Genomic DNA, 23,843 nt, shown 5'->3' with positions numbered 1-23,843 from the left:
CGTATTTTCGCTGAGCTAATTCAGAACTGTATTTACCACTGCGTAAATCGCAATTGCGTTTTAATTCACGTGTTATAACAGATTTGTCCTTATTTATAAGAATTGCTATTTCACTTTTATTGTAGTTTTGATCTAATAATACACCGATTGTGTATCTTTGTTCGCTGGTTAAGTGGCTCATTATTTACAACTTTGGTCAGGAGCAAATAAAGAACATTTATTCCATTCGAGAGAGAGGGCTTTTTAAAAGTCCTTTCTTTTGAAAAAATGTCTTTATCTCCCCCCTAAAAGTTGCATTAATTAGTTGAATCTAGTGTTTTTAGATTCGAATGCTTTTGTAAAATACAATCAGCAATGAAATAGTACAAAAGTCTGGAGACTTATAAATGTGTATAGCATTCAAGGTTATTTTAATTAGCGCAAAGTCAAACACATTTGCGCAGCATACTCAACAAACGCTGCTATTCTACAACATGTTCTTTTAAAAAAAATATTTAAAAAATAGAGACTTATATGAAGCTACTAATTTAACAGATATGGAAAATTACGCAAAGTCAGAGTCATTTGCGCAGCATATTCAACAAACACTTCTGCACCTTAACATATTCTTTTAAAAATAAATGCATTCTATAATACAGATTGTCCAAAATTCGAAGTTTGTTTTGTAATTTTAAAGCACACTCAATAACTGAAAAACTCAAATTACAATAATGAATTATCACTTTAGAAAAGCGGAACTATCTGAAATAGCTTCGATATGGGCCATTTTACAACAAGCAATACAACGCAGAAAAGAAGATGGCAGTACCCAATGGCAAGACGGTTATCCAAATCCTGAAGTCGTACAAAAAGATATTGAAAAAGGAGAAGGATTTGTTTTGGTTGAAGGAGCAAAGATCATCGGTTACAGTGCAGTACTTATCAATGACGAACCTGCCTATGAGAAAATTGAAGGAAACTGGCTGACTAATGACGATTTTATAGTAGTGCATCGCGTCGCCATTTCGGAGAAGTATTTGGGTAAAGGCTTCGCTAAAATGATACTCAAACGCATCGAAGATTTTGCGGTTTGCAACAACATTTATAGCATAAAAGCAGATACCAATTTTGATAACATCGCAATGATGAAAATTTTTGAAAGTTCAGGTTATACCTATTGTGGCGAGGTATATTTTAGAGGAAGTTCCAGAAAAGCATACGAAAAAGTCTTAGTTAAACAGTAGTGATTGAAATTATAAAAATCTTAGGATTTGAAAACTGCAAATTCGTAAATAAAAATAGTCAGTAACTATTTTTATTTGCGAATTTGCGGTGCTTTTTTTTAAAAACAAAATGTCCTAAACTACAGCTTCTTCTTCAGTAACCGCTTCAAATTCCATGTGATCCACTGTTTCTACTGCAACTTCCGGTTTAGAACTTTTAAGCGCATTGAATCTTTCTAATTGTTCCAGTTCCCCTTCTTCACCGCTGAAATAAGGAAAAACATCCATAATTGGAGATTCCGAAATTGCAGGTATGGTATAGTCTCCCATCGTACCTTTCATTACGCTAATGGTGTTATCATAAGCTTCTTTGACATCATTAGCTTGGACTAATAAATACATATTGGTCTTGCGTTCTTTGCCGCTTTCTTCGTCATAAGCCAGTAATGAAACTTTAGATCGAAACCAACGATCTGCATTTTCGAAAGGATGAATTTCAGCATAATTGGCCACTTTTATATTCGTGATTTTAAATTCTTCACTGATATACGCCGACATCTCTTCATTGATTCTGCTTTCTGCCTCTGTGTAAGATAACGCATCTACCAAGTACGGTTCTGTCGTAATCTTTTGTGCTCCAGTTTCATCTGTTTTTCTATATTTTACTTTGCATTCGTACCAAATTGTGCTCATCTCTTTTTTTTTAAGGATGCCAAAGATAGATTTAAAAGGAAAAAAAAATCATAATTCACAAAATAGATATTCACAATCTTAAATGCAGCGCAATGTCAATACATTTCTCGTTTTAAAATACTAGAAACGAAAAACACCTTCCTATCCGATTCTTTCACTTCCAGCATCAAAAGCGGTTAGAAGATTTGCTACTGAAAAATTTTCAATATATTGAAAGTCAATAAATTATCACTGCGTTGTGTCCAGACATCTCTTTTTATCGAATCATATACACATAAATAAAAACCTTCTCAAATTATGTTTTGAGACGGCTTTCTTTTTAATGTTAAAATTAATTCTAAATTTATAAAATTTTGGAGGCTTTTTCTATGCTCTTACAGTTTTTTATTGAATTGTAATTTAGCGCCTAGTACAACATTTGAATTTCCTTAATGTCAAATTCTGAAATATTATCATCTTCGAGAAGAACTTCGAGTTTACCAATAGCAGAAACACCTTGAATTATTCCCATAAAATTATTGTCATTTTGATCCGAAAAAGCCACTGGTAATCCTTTTTTGTACAAATTATTAGTGTATTGATCCCATAAAATAATTGGATGTTGCTGCCATAAAGCTATATTTTTTTTTATCGCAGTTCTAATTGAAAGAAGAAGCGCTTCTTTATCGAATTCATTGCCACAAATAACAGTCAAAGAAGAGGCTTTTGGTAAGTTTTCAAAATTAGTTTGATTCACATTGAGTCCTAAACCAACAATGGAGATAATAGTTCCGTCACTTTTGATACTGTTTTCTATCAAAATGCCACCTATTTTTTTATTATATGACATTATGTCGTTAGGCCATTTAATACTTAGATTGGGAATCATGCTGGATTCTAAAACCTTAATTACCGCAAGTGAAACGGCTATATTCAGATCGAAAATCTGACAAATATCGGATAAAAAATCCTTAACCAAAATACTCATTATTAAGTTTTTACTTGGCTCAGAAGCCCATACAGCACCCATTTGACCTTTGCCTTTCGTTTGAGTTTCAGCTGTAACAACCGTGAAGTTTTCAAGCTCTTGTTTGCTCGATAGCCCTTTAAGGAAATCATTTGTTGAATCTATGGCATCGAGTTTGATTACTTTCATATGTGTTTTTTTGTGAAACAGAATTTAATATTGTGTTAAGGTTCAAAAATAATCACAAAAAATGGTAACTTTACAAACTTATATAAAAATAATTCATGGCGAAAAAGACTATAAATAATGACGACCTGTTAGCGAACATCATTAAGGGAATAGAAGAAGTAAAAGGAAATGATATCACTATCCTTGATTTAAGAGAAATAGACACCGCAGTTTGCGACTATTTTATTATTTGCAATGGAAATTCAAATACGCAGGTTAACGCCATAGTAAACTCAATCCAAAAAACAGTTTCTAAAGAATTAAAAGACAAGCCTTGGCATGTTGAAGGAACAGACAATGCAGAATGGGTTTTGATGGATTATGTGAATATTGTAGTTCACGTTTTTCAAAAACATATTAGAGAATATTACAACATCGAAAGTTTATGGGGCGATGCTAAAATAACAACCATAGAAAACAAATACTAAAGACATATATCCGTAGTAATGGCTAAAGAAAATAATCCAAATCCGAATAAGTTTAAAGTAAGCCCTTGGCTGATTTATGCTGCAATATTATTAATTTTCTTATTTATAAGTTTTATAACGAATGGTTCAAGTCTAAATGAACCGGGGCAATTGACTTCATCAAAGTTTAATGACTATTTAGAAAAAGGACAAATTGAAAAAGTTATTGTTTACAACAAAACTGAAGCAGAAGTTTTTCTAAACGCTGCAGCTATGAAAGATGCTGCGCACAAGAAAGTTTCTAAAGATGTTTTTGACAGACCTAATAAAGGACCTCATTATACCTTTGATATCGGTAACGATCAAATATTTCAAAACAAGCTGGAAAAAGCAGTTGCAGAAGGTAAATTAAAGGATTTTAATTTCTTACCAAAAAACAATTGGTCGGATATTTTAATTAGCTTATTACCGATCATAATCATTATCGCTGTTTGGATCTTTATTATGAGAAAAATGTCTGGCGGTGGTGCTGGCGGTGGGGGACAAATTTTCAATATTGGAAAATCAAAAGCTAAACTTTTTGATGAAAAAACAGATATCAAAACTACTTTTAAAGATGTAGCTGGTTTAGAAGGTGCAAAAGAAGAAATACAAGAAATTGTAGAATTCCTTAAAAATCCTGAAAAATATACTAATCTGGGTGGTAAAATCCCGAAAGGAGCTTTACTAGTGGGACCTCCAGGAACGGGTAAAACATTATTAGCAAAAGCCGTAGCAGGCGAAGCTCAAGTTCCATTTTTCTCTTTATCAGGTTCTGATTTTGTGGAAATGTTTGTTGGTGTTGGAGCTTCACGTGTACGTGATTTGTTTAAACAAGCTAAAGAAAAATCTCCTGCAATTATTTTTATTGACGAGATTGACGCCGTTGGTAGAGCAAGAGGAAAAAGCAATATGTCAGGCGGAAATGACGAACGTGAAAATACATTGAATCAATTACTGACAGAAATGGACGGTTTTGGAACTAATTCTAACGTAATCGTTTTGGCTGCAACAAATAGAGCTGATGTTTTAGACAAAGCTTTAATGCGTGCAGGTCGTTTTGACAGACAAATTTTTGTAGACTTACCAGATATTCGTGAAAGAGCTGAGATTTTTAAAGTGCATCTTGCTCCTTTAAAAAAAATTGAAGGATTGGATACTGAATTTTTAGCCAAACAGACTCCAGGTTTTTCCGGTGCTGACATTGCAAATGTGTGTAACGAAGCTGCGTTGATAGCTGCCAGAAACAACAAAACTGCCGTAGATAAACAAGATTTTCTTGATGCTGTAGACAGAATTGTTGGTGGTCTTGAAAAGAAAAATAAGATTGTTACACCTGATGAAAAGAAAGCAATTGCAATACATGAAGCAGGTCACGCAACTGTAAGTTGGATGCTGGAACATGCTGCTCCGTTAATCAAAGTAACTATTGTTCCTAGAGGTCAAAGCTTAGGTGCTGCTTGGTACTTACCGGAAGAACGATTAATTGTTCGTCCAGATCAAATGCTAGACGAAATGTGTGCCACAATGGGTGGAAGAGCTGCTGAAAAAGTAACTTTTAACAGAATTTCGACTGGTGCTTTGAGTGATTTAGAAAAAGTGACCAAACAAGCACGTGCAATGGTAACTATTTACGGATTGAATGAAAAAATTGGTAATGTTACCTATTATGATTCAACCGGACAAAGTGAATACAATTTTTCTAAACCGTATTCAGAGGAAACAGCCAGAGTTATTGATGAAGAAATTTCATTACTTATTGAGAGCCAGTACCAAAGAGCCATTCAAATATTAGAAGAGAACAAAGATAAACTGAATCAACTGGCAAATATCTTAATTGAAAAAGAAGTGATATTCAAGGATGATTTAGAAGCTATTTTTGGAAAAAGAACTTTTGACAAAAATTTGGAAGAAGTAGTATCTTAGAAAAATACATTATTATATAATTATTTTTAAAATCTTAATTCAAAAACTACTTTTGAATTAAGATTTTTTTATCTTTGGACGTCTTCAAATAACAAATTATAGCAGTTTACAGAAATATGAGTCTTTTTAGAAAAATTTTTGGTTCTATTAATCCGCCATCTGAGGAGGATAAAGAAAGTGAATTTAGTAAATCCGATGGTGAAAACGCAACTTCTATAGATGAACAATTTATCTTTAATTTTAAAAAAAATGGAGGTAAATTTCTGTATTGTGAAAATACTAATGAAGTAAAAGAACAGTTTGAAAATATATTAGAAGAAAACGACTTTTTTGAGAGTGCAGCTTTATGTTATGACCCTAATCTTTTTAGTATGCTCGATGACAATAAACTTGTGTATGACAGACCGGCTAATCCAAAATTTCTACTTGCTAGTTGTGAAAATTTAATTGCAGATGAAGGTTCTATCTTATTTTCATCTAAACAAATCAAACAACATAAACCAAACGAATTACCAGCAAACATTATTGTTTTAGCTAAAACAAGCCAAATCCTAGGCGCCAAAAGTGACGGATTAAGTGCCATAAAAAAGAAATACGAAAGAGATTACCCTACCAACATTACTACAATAAAATATTTCGAGAAAGCCAAAGAAGAAGACTTCACACAATACGGAAGTTCAGCCAAAAATCTTTATTTACTGCTTTTAGAAGATCTTTAAAATGAATGAAACTTTAAAACGAGCTATATCGGGAGCTGTTTATATTATATTATTACTTGCTTCAATTTTATATTCAACTGAAAGCTTTTTTATCCTTTTTGGTATATTTCTTATTATTACAGTTTATGAATTTTGTAATTTAGTTCAAATACATAAAGTTTTTCCAATTGTTTTCGCCATAACTTTGTACGCAGTAATAACTTTAGTGAGTCATTATAACACGATCACTACGGACACTTTAAATCATATTCTCAATACTGATTTAGAAATTTCAATTAACGTACAACAGTTAGATCTTATTTTATTGGTAATTGCTTTGGTAGTCTCCATAAAATGCATCCTTTTTTTATTTTATGATAACATTCAAATAATAAGTACTTCATCAAAATACTTGTATTTGTTAGGCTACATCATTCTACCTTTTGTATTTATCACAAAAATTTCTTTTGGAATAAATGATTATAATCCTAAAATCATAATTGGGTTATTTATCTTAATCTGGACTAACGATACTTTTGCGTACATTGTAGGTAAATCTGTAGGCCGAACCAAATTATTTGAGAAAATATCGCCTAAAAAAACTATCGAAGGGTTTTTAGGTGGAATACTTTTTGCCGTTTTAGCGGGGTATTTAATATCCAAATATTACATTAAAGCCAATCCTGAATTTAGTGAAAAATCAATACTCATCTGGACTTCCATAGCCGTAATTGTTGGAATTGCCGGTACGATAGGCGACTTAATTGAATCCAAATTCAAGCGTATTGCGGGCGTAAAAGATAGCGGAAGCATAATGCCTGGTCATGGAGGCATACTAGATCGTTTAGATAGTGTTATATTTGTAGCGCCGATTATATTTTTATTTTATCAAATTTTAAACTATGTTTCATAAAGAAGGAACCCAATCTATTTTATTAGGCACCATTTTCACAGCTGTTGTCCTTTTATTGTCTGACAATTTCATAGACACCAACTGGCTTAAAATGGCCATTCAAATAGCAGCGTTGCTGCTTTTGATCATCATCTTGCAATTTTTCAGAAATCCAAAAAGAACTGTTGCGATCAATGAAAATCACATTCTGGCTCCTGTTGACGGAAAAGTTGTGGTTATTGAAGAAGTATATGAAAGCGAATATTTTAAGGATAAGCGCTTGCAAATATCTATCTTCATGTCGCCAATCAACGTACATGTAACGCGTTATGGACTTAGTGGAATCGTAAAATTCAGCAAATACCATCCTGGGAAATTCTTGGTGGCTTGGCATCCAAAAGCAAGTGAAGAAAACGAAAGAACAACTATTGTAATCGAAAACAAAACTTTTGGTGAAGTGTTATACCGTCAAATTGCCGGTGCATTAGCAAGGAGAATTGTAAATTACGCGGAAGAAGGAATGCAGGTAATTCAGGGAACTGATGCTGGATTTATAAAATTTGGTTCAAGAGTTGATATTTTTTTACCTCTGGGTACACCAATAAATCTTGTATTGAATCAAAAAGCAATTGGAGGGAAAACAATAATTGCGACAAATGCGTAATGATTGAAAAAGATTTAAATACCCGATTTCTAAAAGCGGTTGAAATAGCCTCTGAGATGACGCAAGCATCTTTACCTCAAGATGTGCAATTGCGACTTTATGCTTTTTACAAACAATCAACTTTGGGAACTTTAGATCTTAAACAACTTTCTTATTACCATTTAAGAGATGCGTTTAAAACTAATGCGTGGATGCAAATAAGCCATTTAACCGCAGATGAGGCTAAACAACAATACATCGAAATAATTGATTCTTTATTGAAAAAATAGTCAACTCATGAAAAAATTATATTTTTTAAGTCCCTTTTTATTTCTCTTTACGATTTTACAATCCTGCAACGATAAAAAATTAATAGAGGTAGTCGAAGTACCATTACCATCCACAACGGAACAACAACCTACTTTGGGATCACCTGATGATGTAAAAGCTGAAGAAGGATCATTTCAACTGGATAAGTTACCGTATGCTTACGATGCATTGGCACCAAGTATATCATCTACCACTTTAGAAATGCATTATTCCAAGCATTATCTGACTTATACAAACAATTTGAACAAAGCCGTATTAGGAACACCATTAGAAAATCTGACGATAGAGGAAGTCTTGGCACAATTAGATCCTAATGATGCTGCTCTTCGTAACAATGCTGGCGGTTTTTACAATCATTCATTGTACTGGAAATGTATGGCTCCAAAAGCTGGAGGTGAACCAACAAATGCATTGGCTGATGCAATAACCAGAGATTTTGGTTCCTTTGAAAACTTTACTTCATTGTTTAAAGACGAGGCAACGAAACAATTTGGTTCAGGTTGGGCTTGGCTTATAGTAGACAAAACTGGAAAACTTCAGGTAACTAATACATCAAATCAAGACAATCCTTTGATGCGAAATGCACTTGTTCCCGGAACACCAATATTAGGTTTAGATGTTTGGGAGCACGCTTATTACTTAGATTATCAATACAGAAGAAAAAATTATATCGATGGTTTTTTTAACATAATCAACTGGAGAAAAGTTCAGGAGAATTACGATGCCGCTGTAACGAAATAGCCTTCGGTTTAAATAATAAAAAAATGCTGATGTAAATTTATATCAGCATTTTTTTTATCTTTTTGTCAGTACAAAAAATCTCTTTTTTATAATTGATAAATAAATGATTCCGAAGGTGCAATTGTAATTTGTGCTTTTCCTTCACCATTCACAACCTGTAACTGGACAGAACTTTTATTGTATAATTGGTCGGTTAATGTATAATTTCCGTCTTTCAAATTCCATTTTTGAATGATATCAGAAGGGATTTTTAATTCAAAATTGCTGGCAGTTAGCCAGGAAAAATTGGTGATAACTATTAGTTTTTGAGTATCAGACCAGCGTGTGAATGCATAAATTCCCGAATCATATCCTTGTGTTGTTTGGCGATTCACCGTTTGAATTTCTTGGTATTTCCCCATTAAAGCCGAACTATTCAAAGAGAAATTCAGCAATTTTTTATAAAAATCACGCAACTCTTTTTCATCTTGTGTTAATTGACCGCCATCAAATTTTCCTCCGTTCATCCAGCGTTGGTGATTCGGAACTCCAATATAATCAAAAATTGACGTTCGGGAATGAGTTCCAAATCCTGCATTTTCATTTCCTGCTTCTCCTACTTCCTGTCCAAAATAAACCATTGTAGGCGAAGAGCTTACAGTCGCAGAAACCACCATCAAAGGCTTTCCTTTTCGTGGCGTTCCCGCAAATTCCACACTGGCTAAACGCTGTTCATCATGATTGTCGAGAAAATGTAACATGTGATGTTCAATATCTGCCATTCCGTTTTGTATTTCTGATAATCCATCAGGCAATGCTTTTCCTTGAATGATATCTTTCAATTTATCATACGTTTCCACTTTATCATACAAATAATCCATTTTACCTAAATGGATGTAATTCCTGTATTCTTTAGGATTGTAGACTTCGGCTAATAAAAAAGCATCCGGATTATTTACTTTAATGGCTGAATTCATATAACTCCAAAATTCATAGGGCACCATTTCGGCCATGTCAAATCTAAAACCATCAACCCCTTTTGCACTCCAATACAAAGCAATGTCTTTAAATTTGTCCCACGAATTCGGGACGTCTTTTCCTTTCCAAAAATCGAAATGTTCCTGATAAGATTTGGTATCAAAACCAGCAGGAAGTTCTGGAAAATCTTTGGAACCATCCGGACGAATTCCGTAATTTACTTTTATGGTTTCATACCAATCGTTACGGTCTGGTTTTGCCATTCGGGAACCATTACCAGTCCATTTTGCTGGACTCTCTTCAAACTTACCATCTACTAACGGATTCTTTTCTCCATTTAATGGTCGATCCGTATCGGGTATTTCAAATCGTGTATTTGGAATATAATAGAAGTTATTATCTCTTTTGTATTCAACAGTTGTGTCATCATCAGCACCAAAATCTCTAACGCCAACCGGATTGCTTTTTCCCTCGTACTTTCGGGCAATGTGATTGGGAACAATATCAATAATCAACTTTAATCCCGCCTTGTGTGTTCGTGCAATCAAAGCTTCAAATTCTTGTAACCGATTAGCAGGGTTTACGGCTAAATCGGGGTTTACATTGTAATAATCTTTTACGGCATAAGGAGAACCGGCGCGACCTTTGACTACTTCCGGGTCATCATTGGTAATACCAATAACTGAATAATCCCGTATCAAAGCATGATGCGGAACACCGGTGTACCAAATATAAGTAACTCCCAAATCCTTTATTTCCTTTAAGGCCGTATTTGTAAAATCGTTGAACTTCCCTACTCCATTTTCTTCAATGGTTCCCCAAGGCTTGTTAGTAGTGTTTTGATTCCCAAATAATCGGGTAAAAACCTGATATACAACTTCTTTTTTATTAGAGTCTGAATCTTGCTGTTCTATATTCATTTTTAAATCTTTTGTTTTACACGCTGTTGTCAAAAGCACTGCGCTTATCCCCGCAACAATAGTTATTTTTTTCATCCTATTAATTATTTGTGCTGCTTTCAATTCTTTTTACAGCAAATTAAATATCAATTTTTAAATTTAACATTTTTTGAATAAAAGAAGTCGGTATCGTTTGAAATTAAATAATTCGATACTCATTGGGATAAACTACAACGAAGGAGTTACAGCATTTGTTGATAACTTTCAAAAGCAAAAATGATAGCTTCAACTACCGTTTTGACTAATTATAAATAAATCTTAATATGGATAAGGATTGTTTCCTTTTTCATAAATTTGACAAAAATTAAATTCATTGAAGAAATCGCTATTTTTCCTTAGTTATTGTTCCCTAGTGCTTGTTACTAATTTGGCTTTGGCGCAAGCCCCAAAAAAAATTATTGTAGAAAACTCCGATTTTGCCGATGTAAATCAGGTTGAAATACCGGATGCATTATTACTTATCGGAAATGTACGTGTCAATCACGATGGCGTAGTAATGACATGTAATAAAGCGTATTATTTCCAAAAGGAAAATTACATCAAGGCTTTTGGAAATGTACAAATGGTGCAAGGTGATACTTTATTTTTAAACAGTAAATATGCAGAATACAATGGGAATGTGAAAAAAGCGTATGCTTCGGGAGATGCCGTGATGAGTTCTCCAGATGCGACTTTGGTAACAGAAATTATTAATTTTGACCGAAACACACAAGAAGTATTTTACGATACGCCAGGAACAATTACCAATAAAGACAATACGTTAAAGAGCAATTCAGGAAGATATTATGTTAATCAAAAAAAATTCCAATTCCTGACTGCGGTTACCATCACAAATCCAACTTATGTAATTAAATCAAATCACTTGGATTATTTCAGTAATTCCGGGCATTCGTACCTTTTTGGACCTTCAACAATCACCAGTAAAGCCAATTATATTTATACCGAAAAAGGGTTTTATGATACCAAAAAAAACCTGGCACATTTCCTGAATAAATCTTACATCAAATATGATGATCGGGTTATTAAGGGAGATAGTTTATATTATGACCGAAACCGGGAATTTGCCTCAGCAACACGAAATGTAAAAATAACGGATTCCATCAATCGCGGAATCGTAAAAGGTCATTATGCCGAAGTGTATAAAAAACTGGATTCGATGTACGTGACCAAAAGAGCTGTTGCCGTGAATTTTGTCGAAAATGACTCAGTATACATCCACGGAAAAAAATTAATGGTTACCGGAAAAGAAGGAAATCGGATCATTCGAGCGTTCAACAATGTCCGATTTTTTAAAACAGATATGAGTGGTAAATGTGATTCCATTCATTCCAGTTCCAAAACAGCGTTGACAAAAATGATTGGAAATCCGATACTTTGGAACGCTGAAAGCCAAATCACAGGTGATGTTATGCATCTCATTGGCAATAATACTACTCAGAAATTAGATTCACTCAAAGTACTCGAAAACACGTTTATAGTCTCCAAAGATACCATAGGAACCGGTTACAATCAAGTTAAGGGACAAAATCTCTACGGCAAATTTGAGGAAGGAAAACTCCACGATGTGGATATTGTGAAAAATGCCGAAGTCATCTATTACATGCGGAACGAAGCCCAAGAACTCATTGGTATCAATAAAAATAAGAGTAGTAAAATCAATCTTATTTTAGAAAAAAATGAAATTGAAACCATTACCTTTTTTCAGCAAGTGGATGGTGATATTTTCCCGGAAAAAGACCTGCCTGAAAACGCACGAAAATTACGTGGATTAGCCTGGCGTGGCAATGAACGCATAAAATCAAAGGACGATATTTTTCCTCCCGAAGAAAATGAAGACAATGATAAAATCGCAAAAGCAACCAAATCAGCTGAAGCAAAAGAGGATATTCCTATGAAAATTCGGAAAGAAACCCTGAATTACGATAAGAAGAAAGGGAAGGTAAAGTAACCAGTGGTCAATCACAGTTTTCAGATTACAGTTCTCTCGAATAAACAAGTAAACGATTAAACAAATAACCGTGAATTCAGATTTCCTAAAATACCAAGCGCAAACTTCACCTTATCCATTGGGAATGGAAGTTTCACATGCTGTAGGTTCTTACATATATGATACCAATTCTAAAAAATACTTGGATTTTGTGGCTGGAGTTTCGGCTTGTGCATTGGGACACCAACACCCAAGAGTCAATCAAGCTATAAAAGATCAGTTAGACAAATATTCTCACGTCATGGTCTATGGCGAATATTCGCAAAGCCCGGCTGTAGAATATTGCAAATTGCTAGCCTCACTCCTGCCCGCTCCTTTAGACAAAACCTATTTGGTAAATTCAGGAACAGAGGCCATCGAAGGCGCCTTAAAACTCGCCAGAAGAACTACCGGAAGAAGCCAATTAATTTCTTGTCATAACGCCTATCACGGAAATACCATGGGATCTATGAGCGTTATGGGATTTGAAGAACGCAAACAAATCTTTCGTCCGTTGATTCCTGATGTTGATTTTATTACGTTCAATAATGAAGACGATTTACAAAAAATAACCAATAAAACTGCAGGAATAATTTTGGAAACCATTCAAGGTGGCGCTGGATTTATTCAGCCGCATAATGATTTTCTTAAAAAAGTACGCCAACGTTGTACCGAAGTAGGTGCAATGATGATTCTTGACGAAATTCAACCGGGTTTCGGGAGAACCGGAAAACTTTTCGGATTTCAAAATTACGATGTCGTTCCTGATATTGTAGTAATGGGAAAAGGAATGGGCGGCGGTATGCCTGTGGGCGCTTTTACAGCTTCATCTGCCATGATGGAACTGTTGAGTCATGATCCAAAACTGGGTCATATCACTACTTTTGGAGGTCATCCTGTCATTGCGTCAGCATGTTTGGCTACTTTGCAGGAAATAACTGAAACCAACCTGATGGCCGAAGCCATGGAGAAAGAAAAGTTATTCCGATCACTTTTGGTACATCCTTTGATACAAGCAATTAGAGGAAAAGGATTGATGCTTGCCGTAATGACCAAAAGTGCCGACATAACTAACGAAGTGATTCTTAAATGCCAAGACAAAGGACTCATTTTATTCTGGTTGCTTTTTGAAACATGCGCCATAAGAATAACACCTCCGCTTACCATTTCTGAAGAAGAAATACGAGAAGGTTGCAGCATCATACTGGAAGTAATGGATGAAATGATGATTGAAAAATGATGATTAACGATTTTTGATTGCAGAAGTAGAAATAGTTATTCAAAACAATTAAAAAAATTTGGAGCTATTTCCTGCTATCCGTTATAATCTTTTACTTTTTAAAGAAAAAAGTAAAAGGATTTCCACTCTTATCAGGGCTATGGCATCCGTTTAAACCAAAGCTTTTTTTGTTAATTAAATTGTTCACAACAATTCTAACTTTCCCTCACAGTACAAGCACGATTACCTAAATTTATTTAGGCCAAATTAAAAACACACAGTATGCAATTAAGCAACGAAGAAGAAGACTATAACTTATCCCTGTCGAAATTTGAGTCCATGTTGAAAACCAACAAAATACTCTTTTTTGATTCCGAAGAATTTGAAGAAATTATTCTTCATTACCTCGATATGGGTAAGGCCGCGTTGGCAAAAAAAGCACTAAAACTAGCATTGGAACAACATCCAAAATCTACGGGACTAAAACTAGTTCAAGTGGAAATGTTAGTTTATGACGACAAACTCGAATTAGCCGAAAAGCTATTGAATGAACTATATGCCATTGAACCAACTAATGAAGAAATCTACATTCAAAAAGCCAACATCTGCTCCAAAAGAGACCAACACGAAAAGGCAGTTGAACTATTAAAAATAGCGTTAAAACACACTGATGATTATGCTGATGTCTATAATTTAATAGGCATGGAATATCTTTTTATGGATAACCTTGAAATGGCAAAAGAAAGCTTTATCAAGTGTTTAGAAGAAGATTTAGAAGATCAATCCGCACTGTACAACGTGGTGTATTGTTTTGAGTTTTTAGATCAAAACCAAGACGCGATTAGTTATTTACAAAAATACATCGACAAAAATCCATACAGTGAAATTGCCTGGCATCAACTGGGTCGTTTGCATTACGGCGTAAAAGAATATGAAAGTGCCATTCGCGCCTTTGATTATGCCACTTTAATCGATGATGAATTCCTTGGTGCTTTTATGGAAAAAGCAAAAGCCTACGAACGATTAAAAAAATATGCCGAAGCCATTGAAAGTTACAGCAGAACCATTGAATTAGATGATGCGACCTCCTATGCACTATTGCGAATGGGAAAATGTCATGAAAAATTAGGCAATAAAGCTTTAGCCTTAAAGTATTTTAATCAAACCGTGCATGAAGATCCGCTTTTAGATAAAGGCTGGATTGCCATCACCGACTTTTACGTTCGTCTAAAAAACTATCAAAAAGCGTTGTTTTTTGTCAATAAGGCATTAGCAATAGACAACCAAAATCGCTTATATTGGAAACGTTATGCTAGTATCAACAAGCAAATGAACTTCTATGAGGAAGCTGAATTTGGATTCAGAAAAGCAGTTGAATTTGGCGAAACCGGATTGGAAACTTGGTTGTTTTGGGTCGATATTCTGCAATTTTTAGGAGAATTCGAAAGTGCCATTCAAACGTTATTACAAGCCTCAGAGTATTTTCCCGAAGAGAATGAAGTAGAATACCGCTTGGCAGGATTGTATTTTATGCTGACGGATAATACAAAAGCAAAATTCCATTTGAGCAATGCCTTACGATTGAATTTTGACAACTACATTCTATTGGAAGACTTATTCCCTGTTGTTTGGACAAAAAAAACAGTGCAAAATTATATTGCAAAACATAAAAAACAATAATGGTTGACACAGTTATAAAACGATTTGGATTATTAGGGCGAAACATCAGTTATTCATTTTCTAAAAAATATTTCACCGACAAATTTAATAACGAAAACTTTGTAGGTTGCACTTATGAAAATTTTGATATTCCAGAAATAACTGCTTTTCCCGAGGTAATTAAAAATATTTCGGATTTAAAAGGATTAAATGTAACTATTCCTTACAAAGAAACAGTAATTCCGTTTTTGGATAAATTGTCTAAAAAAGCAGAATTGATTGGCGCGGTAAATACCATTAAAATCACCAAAAAAGGGAAGTTGAAAGGCTATAATACGGATTATTATGGTTTCAAAAAATCATTAGAACCGTTACTGCAACCGCACCATAAAAAAGCGTTGATTTTAGGCACAGGCGGCGCTTCAAAAGGAGTTGCTTTTGCTCTGGATGAATTAGATATTACCTACACTTTCGTTTCGCGAGAAGCTAAAGAAAATGGAATTGATTATGACCGAATCAATGCCACAACATTTGATAATTACCAAATCATAATAAATGCCACGCCGGTAGGAACAAGCCCTAACGTAGATGCGTTCCCCTTACTTCCGTATGAATTTTTCACGGAAAAGCACATTGCTTATGATTTAATTTACAATCCTGCTGAAACACAATTCCTTAAAAAAGCCAAAGATCAAGGTGCACAAATCAAAAATGGTTTGGATATGCTCATTTTTCAAGCAGAGAAAGCTTGGAAGATTTGGAATAAATAGGAAAATTACAGTCCTCTATCTTACCTGTACTTGTGTAAATACAAAACACAACTTTTTTTTAAGTGGTGTTTTGCATTAATAAAAATTAAATTCGGAGAAAAATTCACAATTAAACCGCTACAATCCTAGCCCTGAAGGTAGCGGCATCCTATTTTGAGAGCCTTTTTGGCGAACAAAAAAGATACAGCGGATAGCAGGAAATTGCTCCAAGAAAAAAACTTTTGTATCCTAAAATATCAATAAATAAGGGGTTTTATTTTGTACTTTCATACTGCTTTAGTATCTTTCGTGTTAAATCTAATTACGAACCTTACACATTGAAAAAATGTTAGAAGAAAAGAACGATAACCTGCTTGAAGCAGATGGAAATGTTGAAAACAACTCGGTTGATGGTACCAATGCTGCTGCGAAAGTTTTGGAATCAAATGAACCCAGCGATTTTCCCGCGGAAGATAATGTGGTGACGCCTTCTTTGGAAGAAACGGTTTCCGAAACGAAAAATCAAACGGCTATTGATGCGATTGCAGAAACCAATGCTGAAGAAAGTGAGGATGAAACGTTGAAAGAACGCCATGATATTCCAATGAAGGATTATGATGCATTGTCTCTTGAAGATCTTGTGGAGGAACTGAAAGCTTTAATTTCAAATGAAAAAGCAATGTCGTTCAAGGATCATATTGAGGAAATCAAAAAAGCATTTTTAGCGAAATACAACCATCTTCTTGAAGAGAAAAAAGAGGAGTTTCTAACAGAAAATCAAGACCCTAACGAAGAATTTCAATATCATTCTCCACTGAAAACCAATTTTGATAAATATTACTCTCACTTTAGAGATACTAAAAATAATCATTTCAAAAGCTTACAAACGAATTTAAAAACAAATTTAGAAAACCGTTTGGCGATTGTTGAAGAGTTAAAGGAACTGATTAATCCTCAGGCAAACATCAAAGACACTTTAAAACATTTTAATGATTTAAGGGAACGATGGAAAAATGCAGGATCAATCCCGAAAGATAAATACAATCACGTTTGGAATAACTTCCATTTTCATGTAGAAAACTTCTACGATTATCTGCACTTAGACAGAGAAGCGAGAGACTTAGATTTCAAACATAATTTAGAGCAAAAACAAAAAATTGTATCACGTGTTGAAGAATTGGTGAAGGAAGCTGACATCAATAAGGCGTTTCGCGAATTGCAAGACTTACATAGAATTTGGAAAGAAGATATTGGTCCCGTTTCCAGAGAACATCGTGATGATATTTGGAATAAATTCAGCGATTTGACTAAGCAAATGCATGACAAAAGGGAAGTTTTGTTTGAAAATCAGAGAGGAACAGAACTTGAGAATTTAGAGAAGAAAAAAGAAATCATTGCTAAAATTGAGGTTTTGGCTACGGAGAAAGTCAATGCTCACGCACAATGGATGGCTCAAATAGAAAAAGTAGAAGCGTTACGAACTGCTTTCTTCTCTGCCGGAAAAGTACCTTCGGAAGTGAATGAAGAAACTTGGGCTAGTTTTAAAACTGCGGTGAGAAATTTTAATTCTTTTAAAAACTCTTTCTATAAAGACATTAAAAAAGATCAAAACGACAATTTAAGCATGAAAGCAGCTCTGGTTGCTAAAGCTAAAGAATTACAGGAAAGCACTGATTTTGCAGCAGCAACACCCATAATGAAACAAATTCAAGAAGAATGGAAACAGATTGGTCATGTACCGAGAAAACATTCTGACAAAATCTGGCAGGAATTTAAAAATGCCTGCAATCATTATTTTGACAAATTAAAAGAGCAAAAAAATGAGGAAAACGGTGAAGAAGTAGAAGCGTTTGACAATAAAAAAGCGTATTTAGAAACGTTACGAGAATTCCAATTGACTGGAGATCACAAAACGGATTTAGATGCGATTAAGTTGCATATCGAAACCTGGAAAGGTTTTGGAAAAGTACCTTTCCCAAGACGACATATCGAAGGAAAATTCAATAAAATTCTGGATGCTCTTTTTGAAAAATTGAGTTTAAGTAAAAAAGATACAGACATGATCCGTTTTGCTAACAGAATGGATCAATTATCAGAAAGTCACGATTCGCGAAAATTGGACAGCGAAAAGATTTTTATCATGCGTAAAATTGATGAAGTACAAAATGAAATTTTCCAATTGGAAAACAACATTCAGTTTTTTACCAATACCAGAAATGCAAAAAAAGAAAATTCAATCGTGTTAGAAGTTCGTAAAAACATTGCTATCCATAAAGAAACTCTTGATGTTTGGAAAGAAAAACTAAAACAATTACGAAATTTGAAAATAGAATAATTTTCAATATTAGTAGAAATCACAAACCTCGATCTACAATAGTTCGAGGTTTTTTTTTTGCAAAATGCTATTGATATGATAATTATCATTTTAATATATAAGCAGTCGTTTTACTTTTGAACAACGATAAATGATTTTGCCATGAAAAATTCTTTAATTCAAAAATACAATGTTCCCGGTCCCAGATATACCAGTTATCCAACGGTTCCTTACTGGGATGAAACTGATTTTTCAGATGAAATTTGGGCCGAAACGTTAAAGAAATCATTTATAAAAAGTAATTCTTCAGAAGGCATTAGTTTGTATATCCATTTGCCTTTTTGCGAAAGCTTATGTACTTTTTGTGGATGTAACAAGCGGATTACCAAAAATCATAGCGTTGAGAATCCATACATAGAAGCAGTTTTAAAAGAATGGAGATTATATTGTAAAATTCTCGGAGAAAAACCAACAATCAAAGAGATTCATTTAGGTGGTGGAACTCCCACATTTTTTTCCACTAAAAATTTAGAGGACTTAATAAATGGTATTTTTGTTCATGCCAAAAAAGCCAAAGATCATGAGTTTAGTTTTGAAGGTCATCCTAATAACACAACGCACGAACATTTGCAAAAGCTCTACGATTTAGGTTTTAGGAGAGTAAGTTTTGGCGTTCAGGATTATTCTGACAAAGTACAAAAAGCAATTCACCGTTTGCAGCCTTTTCATAATGTGGCAAAAGTTACGTTTTGGGCCAGAGAAATTGGGTATACTTCCATTGGACATGATATTATTTTTGGCTTGCCATTTCAGGAAATTGAAGATGTTATTGATACTATTGAAAAAACAAAATCATTACAGCCCGACCGATTGGCATTTTATAGTTATGCGCACGTTCCTTGGATTAAAGGCAATGGACAACGCGGTTTTAACGATGAGGATATTCCAAAAGATGATAAAAAAAGAATGCTTTATGAAACCGGTAAAAAATTACTATATGAAAACGGATATCATGAAATAGGAATGGATCATTTTGCGTTGAAAACAGACAGTTTATATGAGGCTTTTCAAAATGGAACATTACATCGTAATTTCATGGGCTACAGTTCTTCAAAAACACAATTGATGATTGGTTTGGGAGTTTCTTCAATCAGTGACAGTTGGTACAGTTTTGCACAGAATGTAAAAAATTTGGAAGACTTTTATCAAATATTAGAATGGAATAAATTGCCGGTTTTCAGAGGACATTTATTAACTGATGAAGACCTTATCATCCGAAAACACATTCTGAATTTAATGTGCCAATTTGAAACTTCGTGGGAAAATAAGGAGAGTTATTTCAACGAAATTCCAGACGTTATACTACAGTTGAAAGAAATGGAAAATGATGGATTACTAATTATTAAAGACAATTCCATTGAAGTTACAGAAAAAGGGAAACCTTACGTTCGAAATATTTGCATGGCATTCGATTTACGTTTGAAAAGAAAAGCACCGGAAACCGCATTGTTTTCAATGACAATCTAACGTTTTGGAAATTTTACAATATAAAAAAGCACGCTGATTGGCGTGCTTTTTTATACTTAATTAGTAGAAAATTAGTGACAGTTTGGATCAGCTTGAATAAATAAACTCATATTAGATGGTGAAATATAAGGAATTCCCAATCCCAATCCTCTCAAGATAAATAAGCAACCAATGCATACCGCCACATAAGGAATCACCTTCTGGATTTTATTTCGAATAGGAATTGTGAGGTATGAATTGATATATACAACGCTACTCATCATAGGAACGGTTCCCAATCCGAATAAAATCATATACAAAACACCAAGACTTTCACTTTGCATAGCAATGGCGCCAAACAAGGCGACATAAACCATTCCACAAGGCAAAAAACCGTTCAGTAAACCAATAGTGAATAGGGATTTATAACTTTTGTTCCTAAACTGACTTCCTAAAGCAGTTTTGATTTTAGAAATTAATTTAAAAACAGGTTTTGAAAAATTATATTTGGCAAAAAATTTCTCCGGAGTCAAAACTACGATAATCATTGCTACACCAATGAATATAGATAAGTTTTGTTGTAAACCGGCCATGAAAAACCCCTTTCCTAGAAGTCCGAAGACAAAGCCTATTGTTGCGTAAGCCGTTAATCTTCCTAAATGATACGTGATAATTTGGGTTGCTTTTTTGGTCTGATTTGTTCTGTCTACGGGCAACATCATAGCAATAGGACCGCACATTCCAATACAGTGAAAACTACTTATTAAACCGAAAATAAAGGCAGTGTACAGCATTTTTGTAGTCTAATGTCATAAAGTCAAAAGTCTTAAAGCCAATTGTTGACCTTTATAACTCTTGACTTTGAGACTAATTGATATAAATTGTTGCTTTGGACAAATACGATTTTCTTTCGTATTGCCATTCCATATTAATGTCCCATCGACCGCCTGCCAAACTTTTTTTAGGTATGAGCAAAGTAGTAGCATCAGACAGTGAAATGGGAATTTCAAAATCTAATTTTTTGTTAGACGGTCTGTAAAGGGACACTTTACCTTTGATGTTTTTTGCATCAAAAACTTTTGGGAATGTTATTTCAATTCCGTTTGAAACATTAACTATTGTGGGCTTTTGAACCAAATCTGCGACGTTTTGCACTCGAACCATTTCATCACCAAAATGCGCATCATGCTTGTAATATTCTTCTACAACTAACTCATTATCATATTTTGAATCGGATTGTACAGTAAAAACAAAATACAAAATGAAAGTTATAAACAAACCAAAAGCGATTACAATTCCTGTTCCCCAGTTAATTTTCATGATATAATATTTATAGTTTGAACCCTAATTGGATCCTTTTAATCAAAACTTCGCGGACTCAAAAAGTTAGTAGTTGTTGTTTCAATTTTTTCATTCCCGTTATAAACCTCAATTTTCAGTTTTGTTTTGTCACTATCCAATAAAATTTGGTTAATTTCAATAAAAAGTGTACCACCATTCATTCCTTGTTTTGGTATTTTCATATCTTGTTTCCCGACCATTTTTAAAGTTCCTTTGACATTTACCAATTTAAAATGAATATCATCAAAATCATTGTTGGTTTTATTGATGATTTTAAAAGTATAAATGTTACTTATATTTTCTCCTTTGTGTTCGAATAGCTGACCTGGAAGTCTCAAAATAATGGCCTCTACATCCGAACGTAAAAATAATAATCCAATCAAAATACCCGTCAAAATGAATAACACGGCTGAATAACCTTTCATTCTTGGTGTAAATTTGAACTTGATATTTTTCTCAATTTCATCTTCAGAAGCATAGCGAATTAGTCCTTTTGGCAATCCGATACCATCCATAATGGTATCACATTCATCGATGCAGGCCGTGCAATTAACACATTCCATTTGCGTTCCGTTACGAATGTCAATTCCGGTTGGACAAACATTTACGCATTGTTTGCAATCAATACAATCGCCTTTCCCAGATGCAACTCTATCTTCCTGTTTATTAAATTTGGCCCTACCCACTTCTTTTTCGCCACGAACAAAATCGTAAGCTACATTTATCGATTTATCATCTAATAAAACACCTTGCAATCTGCCGTAAGGACAAGCAATGATACAAACTTGTTCTCTAAACCAAGCAAAAATAAAATAAAAAACCCCAGTAAAAATCAATAAAGAAACTAGAGTACTGACATGATTTTCAGGCCCTTCTTCAATCATTAGAAGTAACTTGTCACTACTGATAAGATACGCAAGAAATACATTGGCAATAAAAAAAGAGATGATAAGGAAAATAGTCCACTTTATTCCTTTCTTTCTAATTTTTTCAGCATTCCACTTTTGTTTTTCTAAGCGGATTTGAGCACCACGATCGCCTTCAATCCAATATTCAATCCTGCGGAAAACCATTTCTAAAAAAATGGTTTGTGGACAAATCCAACCACAAAATATTCGACCAAAGATCACTGTAAAAAGTATGACGAAAACAACTCCAACAATAATAATAAGAACAAAAAGATAAATATCCTGCGGCCAAAAAGGAAATCCGAAGATATTGAATCGCCTCTCTAATATGTTAAACATCATGAACTGATTGCCATTTATCTTTATAAATGGATTGGCAACAAGTACAATAAGTAAAAAATAACTTACCCATTTCCTGTAATCATAAAACTTTCCTGAAGGTTTTTTGGGAAAAATAAATTTTCTGTTTCCTTCTTCATCAATTGTCCCAATGGTATCTCTAAAAGCTTCGTCCGGTAATTTTGACATTTTTTTTTATTTAAAACACAAGTTCAAAATAATCATTAAAATTCTTAAGCTAAATAAAAACCTGTGTTTGTAATTGTTATTTAACCGCAACAGTAACATTTTCTTCTACCCAAACTTCCCCTTCCGCAGCTTTTGCATCTGGTGGATTACTTCCTTTTAAAGAAAGAATGTAGCTGGCTACTTTCTGCATTTCTTTAGGTTTCAATGTTCCTTTCCAAGAAATCATTCCTTTCCCGTCACGCCCCCCATTCACCAAAGTATGAAATACATTTTTTATTCCGCCACCCAAAATCCATTTATCATCGGTTAGGTTTGGTCCAATTTGTCCTCCTGCATCTGCTCTGTGACAAGCTGCACAATTGGTTGTGTAAATTTCTTTACCTGCTGCTAAATCGGCAGGATCTGTCAACAAAGTTACCGTTTTTTCATCCATCATGTCCGGTGCAGTTTTCATGTATTCTGCAATATCAATTTTGGCCTGAGCAACTTCTTTTTTAAGTTCCATCTCCTGATTGTCAGCTCCTAATACTTCAAATCGAACCATATAAACAATACCAAAAACAATTGACGCATAAAACAAATAGACCCACCATGGTGGCAAATTATTGTCAAGCTCTTTGATTCCGTCATAATCATGATCCAATAATAGCTGGCCTTCACTTTCTAAAGGTTCAGTTTTAGTTAATCTTTTCATTATTTTTTGATACCACTCGCTATCCTTAAAACCCAAATCATTCACTTCATTTAGTTTACTTTTTTGTTCTTCAGTTAACAACTGATACATTATATTATCCACTGCACTCATCGTAATTTCTATCGCTATCAAAAGGAAAAGAAATACAAATAAAAATACAGAAACCATAGGAAATTTTATAAAAGCGGGACTGTCCCCTGAGTCTATGAAATATTCCATTGCCATAAACACGGCAAAGAAAATAACGGGAACCCTAACATATGCTGGAATTAATTTTTTCATTTTCTAAATTTTAAAA

22 protein-coding genes are annotated in these 23,843 nt (G+C 34.0%); 14 read left to right on the top strand and 8 right to left on the bottom strand.

Annotated elements, in window-relative coordinates:
• A partial coding sequence (locus BMZ76_RS15200; protein WP_143071109.1) for a helix-turn-helix domain-containing protein occupies positions 1-181 on the bottom strand: 181 nt, incomplete at its 3' end.
• A 529-nt stretch (positions 182-710) separates the two neighbouring features.
• Between BMZ76_RS15200 and BMZ76_RS15195 the strand changes: the two genes are divergently transcribed.
• The gene (locus BMZ76_RS15195; RefSeq protein WP_091209015.1) at positions 711-1,223 is read left to right on the top strand and encodes a GNAT family N-acetyltransferase; all 513 of its coding nucleotides are present in this window, start codon (positions 711-713) and stop codon (positions 1,221-1,223) included.
• 114 nt (positions 1,224-1,337) lie between these two features.
• Here the strand turns inward: BMZ76_RS15195 and BMZ76_RS15190 are convergent, their stop codons facing one another.
• Together BMZ76_RS15190 and BMZ76_RS15185 are read right to left on the bottom strand one after the other, a co-directional pair.
• Positions 1,338-1,895 carry a DUF4494 domain-containing protein gene (locus tag BMZ76_RS15190; protein ID WP_091209012.1) on the bottom strand — a complete coding sequence of 186 codons (558 nt, stop codon included), beginning with the start codon at positions 1,893-1,895 and terminating at the stop codon, positions 1,338-1,340.
• A 406-nt stretch (positions 1,896-2,301) separates the two neighbouring features.
• On the bottom strand, positions 2,302-3,030 hold the full coding sequence (locus tag BMZ76_RS15185; RefSeq protein ID WP_091209007.1) for a biotin--[acetyl-CoA-carboxylase] ligase: 729 nt from the start codon (positions 3,028-3,030) through the stop codon (positions 2,302-2,304).
• 95 nt (positions 3,031-3,125) lie between these two features.
• Here BMZ76_RS15185 and rsfS point away from each other — a divergent pair, with 95 nt between their 5' ends.
• From rsfS to BMZ76_RS15150, 7 genes are all read left to right on the top strand, one after another.
• On the top strand, positions 3,126-3,497 hold the full coding sequence (gene rsfS, locus BMZ76_RS15180; protein WP_091209004.1) for a ribosome silencing factor: 372 nt from the start codon (positions 3,126-3,128) through the stop codon (positions 3,495-3,497).
• Between the two features lie 18 nt (positions 3,498-3,515).
• Positions 3,516-5,441 carry an ATP-dependent zinc metalloprotease FtsH gene (gene ftsH / locus BMZ76_RS15175; RefSeq protein WP_091209001.1) on the top strand — a complete coding sequence of 642 codons (1,926 nt, stop codon included), beginning with the start codon at positions 3,516-3,518 and terminating at the stop codon, positions 5,439-5,441.
• Between the two features lie 116 nt (positions 5,442-5,557).
• A complete protein-coding gene (locus tag BMZ76_RS15170; RefSeq protein ID WP_091208996.1) occupies positions 5,558-6,160 on the top strand; it encodes an LUD domain-containing protein in 603 nt (200 codons plus the stop codon).
• Position 6,161: 1 nt separating this feature from the next.
• Positions 6,162-7,052, top strand: coding sequence for a phosphatidate cytidylyltransferase (locus tag BMZ76_RS15165; protein WP_091208993.1), 891 nt, complete (start codon positions 6,162-6,164; stop codon positions 7,050-7,052).
• Complete coding sequence (locus BMZ76_RS15160; protein ID WP_091208990.1) at positions 7,042-7,695, top strand: phosphatidylserine decarboxylase family protein; 654 nt, start codon at positions 7,042-7,044, stop codon at positions 7,693-7,695. The genes BMZ76_RS15165 and BMZ76_RS15160 overlap by 11 nt, the downstream gene beginning before the upstream one ends.
• The gene (locus tag BMZ76_RS15155) at positions 7,695-7,964 is read left to right on the top strand and encodes an acyl-CoA-binding protein (protein ID WP_091208986.1); all 270 of its coding nucleotides are present in this window, start codon (positions 7,695-7,697) and stop codon (positions 7,962-7,964) included. Before BMZ76_RS15160 ends, BMZ76_RS15155 begins: the two co-directional genes overlap by 1 nt.
• Positions 7,965-7,971: 7 nt before the next feature.
• Positions 7,972-8,745, top strand: coding sequence for a superoxide dismutase (locus BMZ76_RS15150; protein ID WP_091208983.1), 774 nt, complete (start codon positions 7,972-7,974; stop codon positions 8,743-8,745).
• Between the two features lie 86 nt (positions 8,746-8,831).
• On the opposite strand, the gene BMZ76_RS15145 is transcribed toward BMZ76_RS15150, so the two are convergent.
• Positions 8,832-10,697 (bottom strand): alpha-amylase family protein, encoded by a 1,866-nt coding sequence (locus tag BMZ76_RS15145; RefSeq protein WP_091208980.1) that lies wholly within the window; start codon positions 10,695-10,697, stop codon positions 8,832-8,834.
• Positions 10,698-10,974: 277 nt separating this feature from the next.
• On the opposite strand from BMZ76_RS15145, the gene BMZ76_RS15140 reads away from it, so the two are divergent.
• The 6 genes from BMZ76_RS15140 to hemN all read left to right on the top strand — a co-directional run bounded on the left by BMZ76_RS15140 (position 10,975) and on the right by hemN (position 20,095).
• Positions 10,975-12,609, top strand: a complete 1,635-nt coding sequence (locus BMZ76_RS15140) for an OstA-like protein (RefSeq protein WP_091208976.1) — start codon at positions 10,975-10,977, stop codon at positions 12,607-12,609.
• Positions 12,610-12,679: 70 nt separating this feature from the next.
• Complete coding sequence (locus BMZ76_RS15135) at positions 12,680-13,867, top strand: aspartate aminotransferase family protein (RefSeq protein WP_091208971.1); 1,188 nt, start codon at positions 12,680-12,682, stop codon at positions 13,865-13,867.
• A gap of 261 nt (positions 13,868-14,128) precedes the next feature.
• On the top strand, positions 14,129-15,526 hold the full coding sequence (locus BMZ76_RS15130; protein WP_091208968.1) for a tetratricopeptide repeat protein: 1,398 nt from the start codon (positions 14,129-14,131) through the stop codon (positions 15,524-15,526).
• Entirely contained in the window at positions 15,526-16,275 is a 750-nt protein-coding gene (locus BMZ76_RS15125) for a shikimate dehydrogenase family protein (protein ID WP_091208964.1), read from the top strand. The genes BMZ76_RS15130 and BMZ76_RS15125 overlap by 1 nt, the downstream gene beginning before the upstream one ends.
• A gap of 325 nt (positions 16,276-16,600) precedes the next feature.
• On the top strand, positions 16,601-18,589 hold the full coding sequence (locus tag BMZ76_RS15120) for a DUF349 domain-containing protein (protein ID WP_091208960.1): 1,989 nt from the start codon (positions 16,601-16,603) through the stop codon (positions 18,587-18,589).
• A 141-nt stretch (positions 18,590-18,730) separates the two neighbouring features.
• Positions 18,731-20,095, top strand: a complete 1,365-nt coding sequence (gene hemN / locus BMZ76_RS15115; RefSeq protein WP_091208958.1) for an oxygen-independent coproporphyrinogen III oxidase — start codon at positions 18,731-18,733, stop codon at positions 20,093-20,095.
• Between the two features lie 71 nt (positions 20,096-20,166).
• On the opposite strand, the gene BMZ76_RS15110 is transcribed toward hemN, so the two are convergent.
• From BMZ76_RS15110 to BMZ76_RS15095, 4 genes are all read right to left on the bottom strand, one after another.
• Positions 20,167-20,868: a sulfite exporter TauE/SafE family protein gene (locus BMZ76_RS15110; RefSeq protein WP_091208954.1), complete on the bottom strand. Its 702-nt coding sequence runs from the start codon at positions 20,866-20,868 to the stop codon at positions 20,167-20,169.
• A gap of 73 nt (positions 20,869-20,941) precedes the next feature.
• Entirely contained in the window at positions 20,942-21,394 is a 453-nt protein-coding gene (locus BMZ76_RS15105) for a FixH family protein (RefSeq protein ID WP_091208949.1), read from the bottom strand.
• Positions 21,395-21,432: 38 nt separating this feature from the next.
• Positions 21,433-22,851, bottom strand: a complete 1,419-nt coding sequence (ccoG, locus tag BMZ76_RS15100) for a cytochrome c oxidase accessory protein CcoG (protein WP_091208946.1) — start codon at positions 22,849-22,851, stop codon at positions 21,433-21,435.
• Between the two features lie 76 nt (positions 22,852-22,927).
• Positions 22,928-23,827 (bottom strand): cbb3-type cytochrome c oxidase N-terminal domain-containing protein, encoded by a 900-nt coding sequence (locus BMZ76_RS15095; RefSeq protein WP_091208943.1) that lies wholly within the window; start codon positions 23,825-23,827, stop codon positions 22,928-22,930.
• Positions 23,828-23,843: the final 16 nt, after the last annotated feature.

Origin of the sequence: Flavobacterium xueshanense (assembly GCF_900112975.1) — a bacterium.
GTDB classification, from domain to species: domain Bacteria; phylum Bacteroidota; class Bacteroidia; order Flavobacteriales; family Flavobacteriaceae; genus Flavobacterium; species Flavobacterium xueshanense.
The sequence above is the reverse complement of the archived record's forward strand: the minus strand, read 5'-3'. Positions and strand labels throughout refer to the sequence as shown.

Excerpts from the sequence above, each read along its gene's own strand:
- BMZ76_RS15195 (WP_091209015.1), top strand. The coding sequence starts at position 711 with ATGAATTATCACTTTAGAAAAGCGGAACTATCTGAAATAGCTTCGATA.
- BMZ76_RS15190 (WP_091209012.1), bottom strand. The coding sequence starts at position 1,895 with ATGAGCACAATTTGGTACGAATGCAAAGTAAAATATAGAAAAACAGAT.
- BMZ76_RS15185 (WP_091209007.1), bottom strand. The coding sequence starts at position 3,030 with ATGAAAGTAATCAAACTCGATGCCATAGATTCAACAAATGATTTCCTT.
- rsfS (WP_091209004.1), top strand. The coding sequence starts at position 3,126 with ATGGCGAAAAAGACTATAAATAATGACGACCTGTTAGCGAACATCATT.
- ftsH (WP_091209001.1), top strand. The coding sequence starts at position 3,516 with ATGGCTAAAGAAAATAATCCAAATCCGAATAAGTTTAAAGTAAGCCCT.
- BMZ76_RS15170 (WP_091208996.1), top strand. The coding sequence starts at position 5,558 with ATGAGTCTTTTTAGAAAAATTTTTGGTTCTATTAATCCGCCATCTGAG.
- BMZ76_RS15165 (WP_091208993.1), top strand. The coding sequence starts at position 6,162 with ATGAATGAAACTTTAAAACGAGCTATATCGGGAGCTGTTTATATTATA.
- BMZ76_RS15160 (WP_091208990.1), top strand. The coding sequence starts at position 7,042 with ATGTTTCATAAAGAAGGAACCCAATCTATTTTATTAGGCACCATTTTC.
- BMZ76_RS15155 (WP_091208986.1), top strand. The coding sequence starts at position 7,695 with ATGATTGAAAAAGATTTAAATACCCGATTTCTAAAAGCGGTTGAAATA.
- BMZ76_RS15150 (WP_091208983.1), top strand. The coding sequence starts at position 7,972 with ATGAAAAAATTATATTTTTTAAGTCCCTTTTTATTTCTCTTTACGATT.
- BMZ76_RS15145 (WP_091208980.1), bottom strand. The coding sequence starts at position 10,697 with ATGAAAAAAATAACTATTGTTGCGGGGATAAGCGCAGTGCTTTTGACA.
- BMZ76_RS15130 (WP_091208968.1), top strand. The coding sequence starts at position 14,129 with ATGCAATTAAGCAACGAAGAAGAAGACTATAACTTATCCCTGTCGAAA.
- BMZ76_RS15125 (WP_091208964.1), top strand. The coding sequence starts at position 15,526 with ATGGTTGACACAGTTATAAAACGATTTGGATTATTAGGGCGAAACATC.
- BMZ76_RS15120 (WP_091208960.1), top strand. The coding sequence starts at position 16,601 with ATGTTAGAAGAAAAGAACGATAACCTGCTTGAAGCAGATGGAAATGTT.
- hemN (WP_091208958.1), top strand. The coding sequence starts at position 18,731 with ATGAAAAATTCTTTAATTCAAAAATACAATGTTCCCGGTCCCAGATAT.
- BMZ76_RS15110 (WP_091208954.1), bottom strand. The coding sequence starts at position 20,868 with ATGCTGTACACTGCCTTTATTTTCGGTTTAATAAGTAGTTTTCACTGT.
- BMZ76_RS15105 (WP_091208949.1), bottom strand. The coding sequence starts at position 21,394 with ATGAAAATTAACTGGGGAACAGGAATTGTAATCGCTTTTGGTTTGTTT.
- ccoG (WP_091208946.1), bottom strand. The coding sequence starts at position 22,851 with ATGTCAAAATTACCGGACGAAGCTTTTAGAGATACCATTGGGACAATT.
- BMZ76_RS15095 (WP_091208943.1), bottom strand. The coding sequence starts at position 23,827 with ATGAAAAAATTAATTCCAGCATATGTTAGGGTTCCCGTTATTTTCTTT.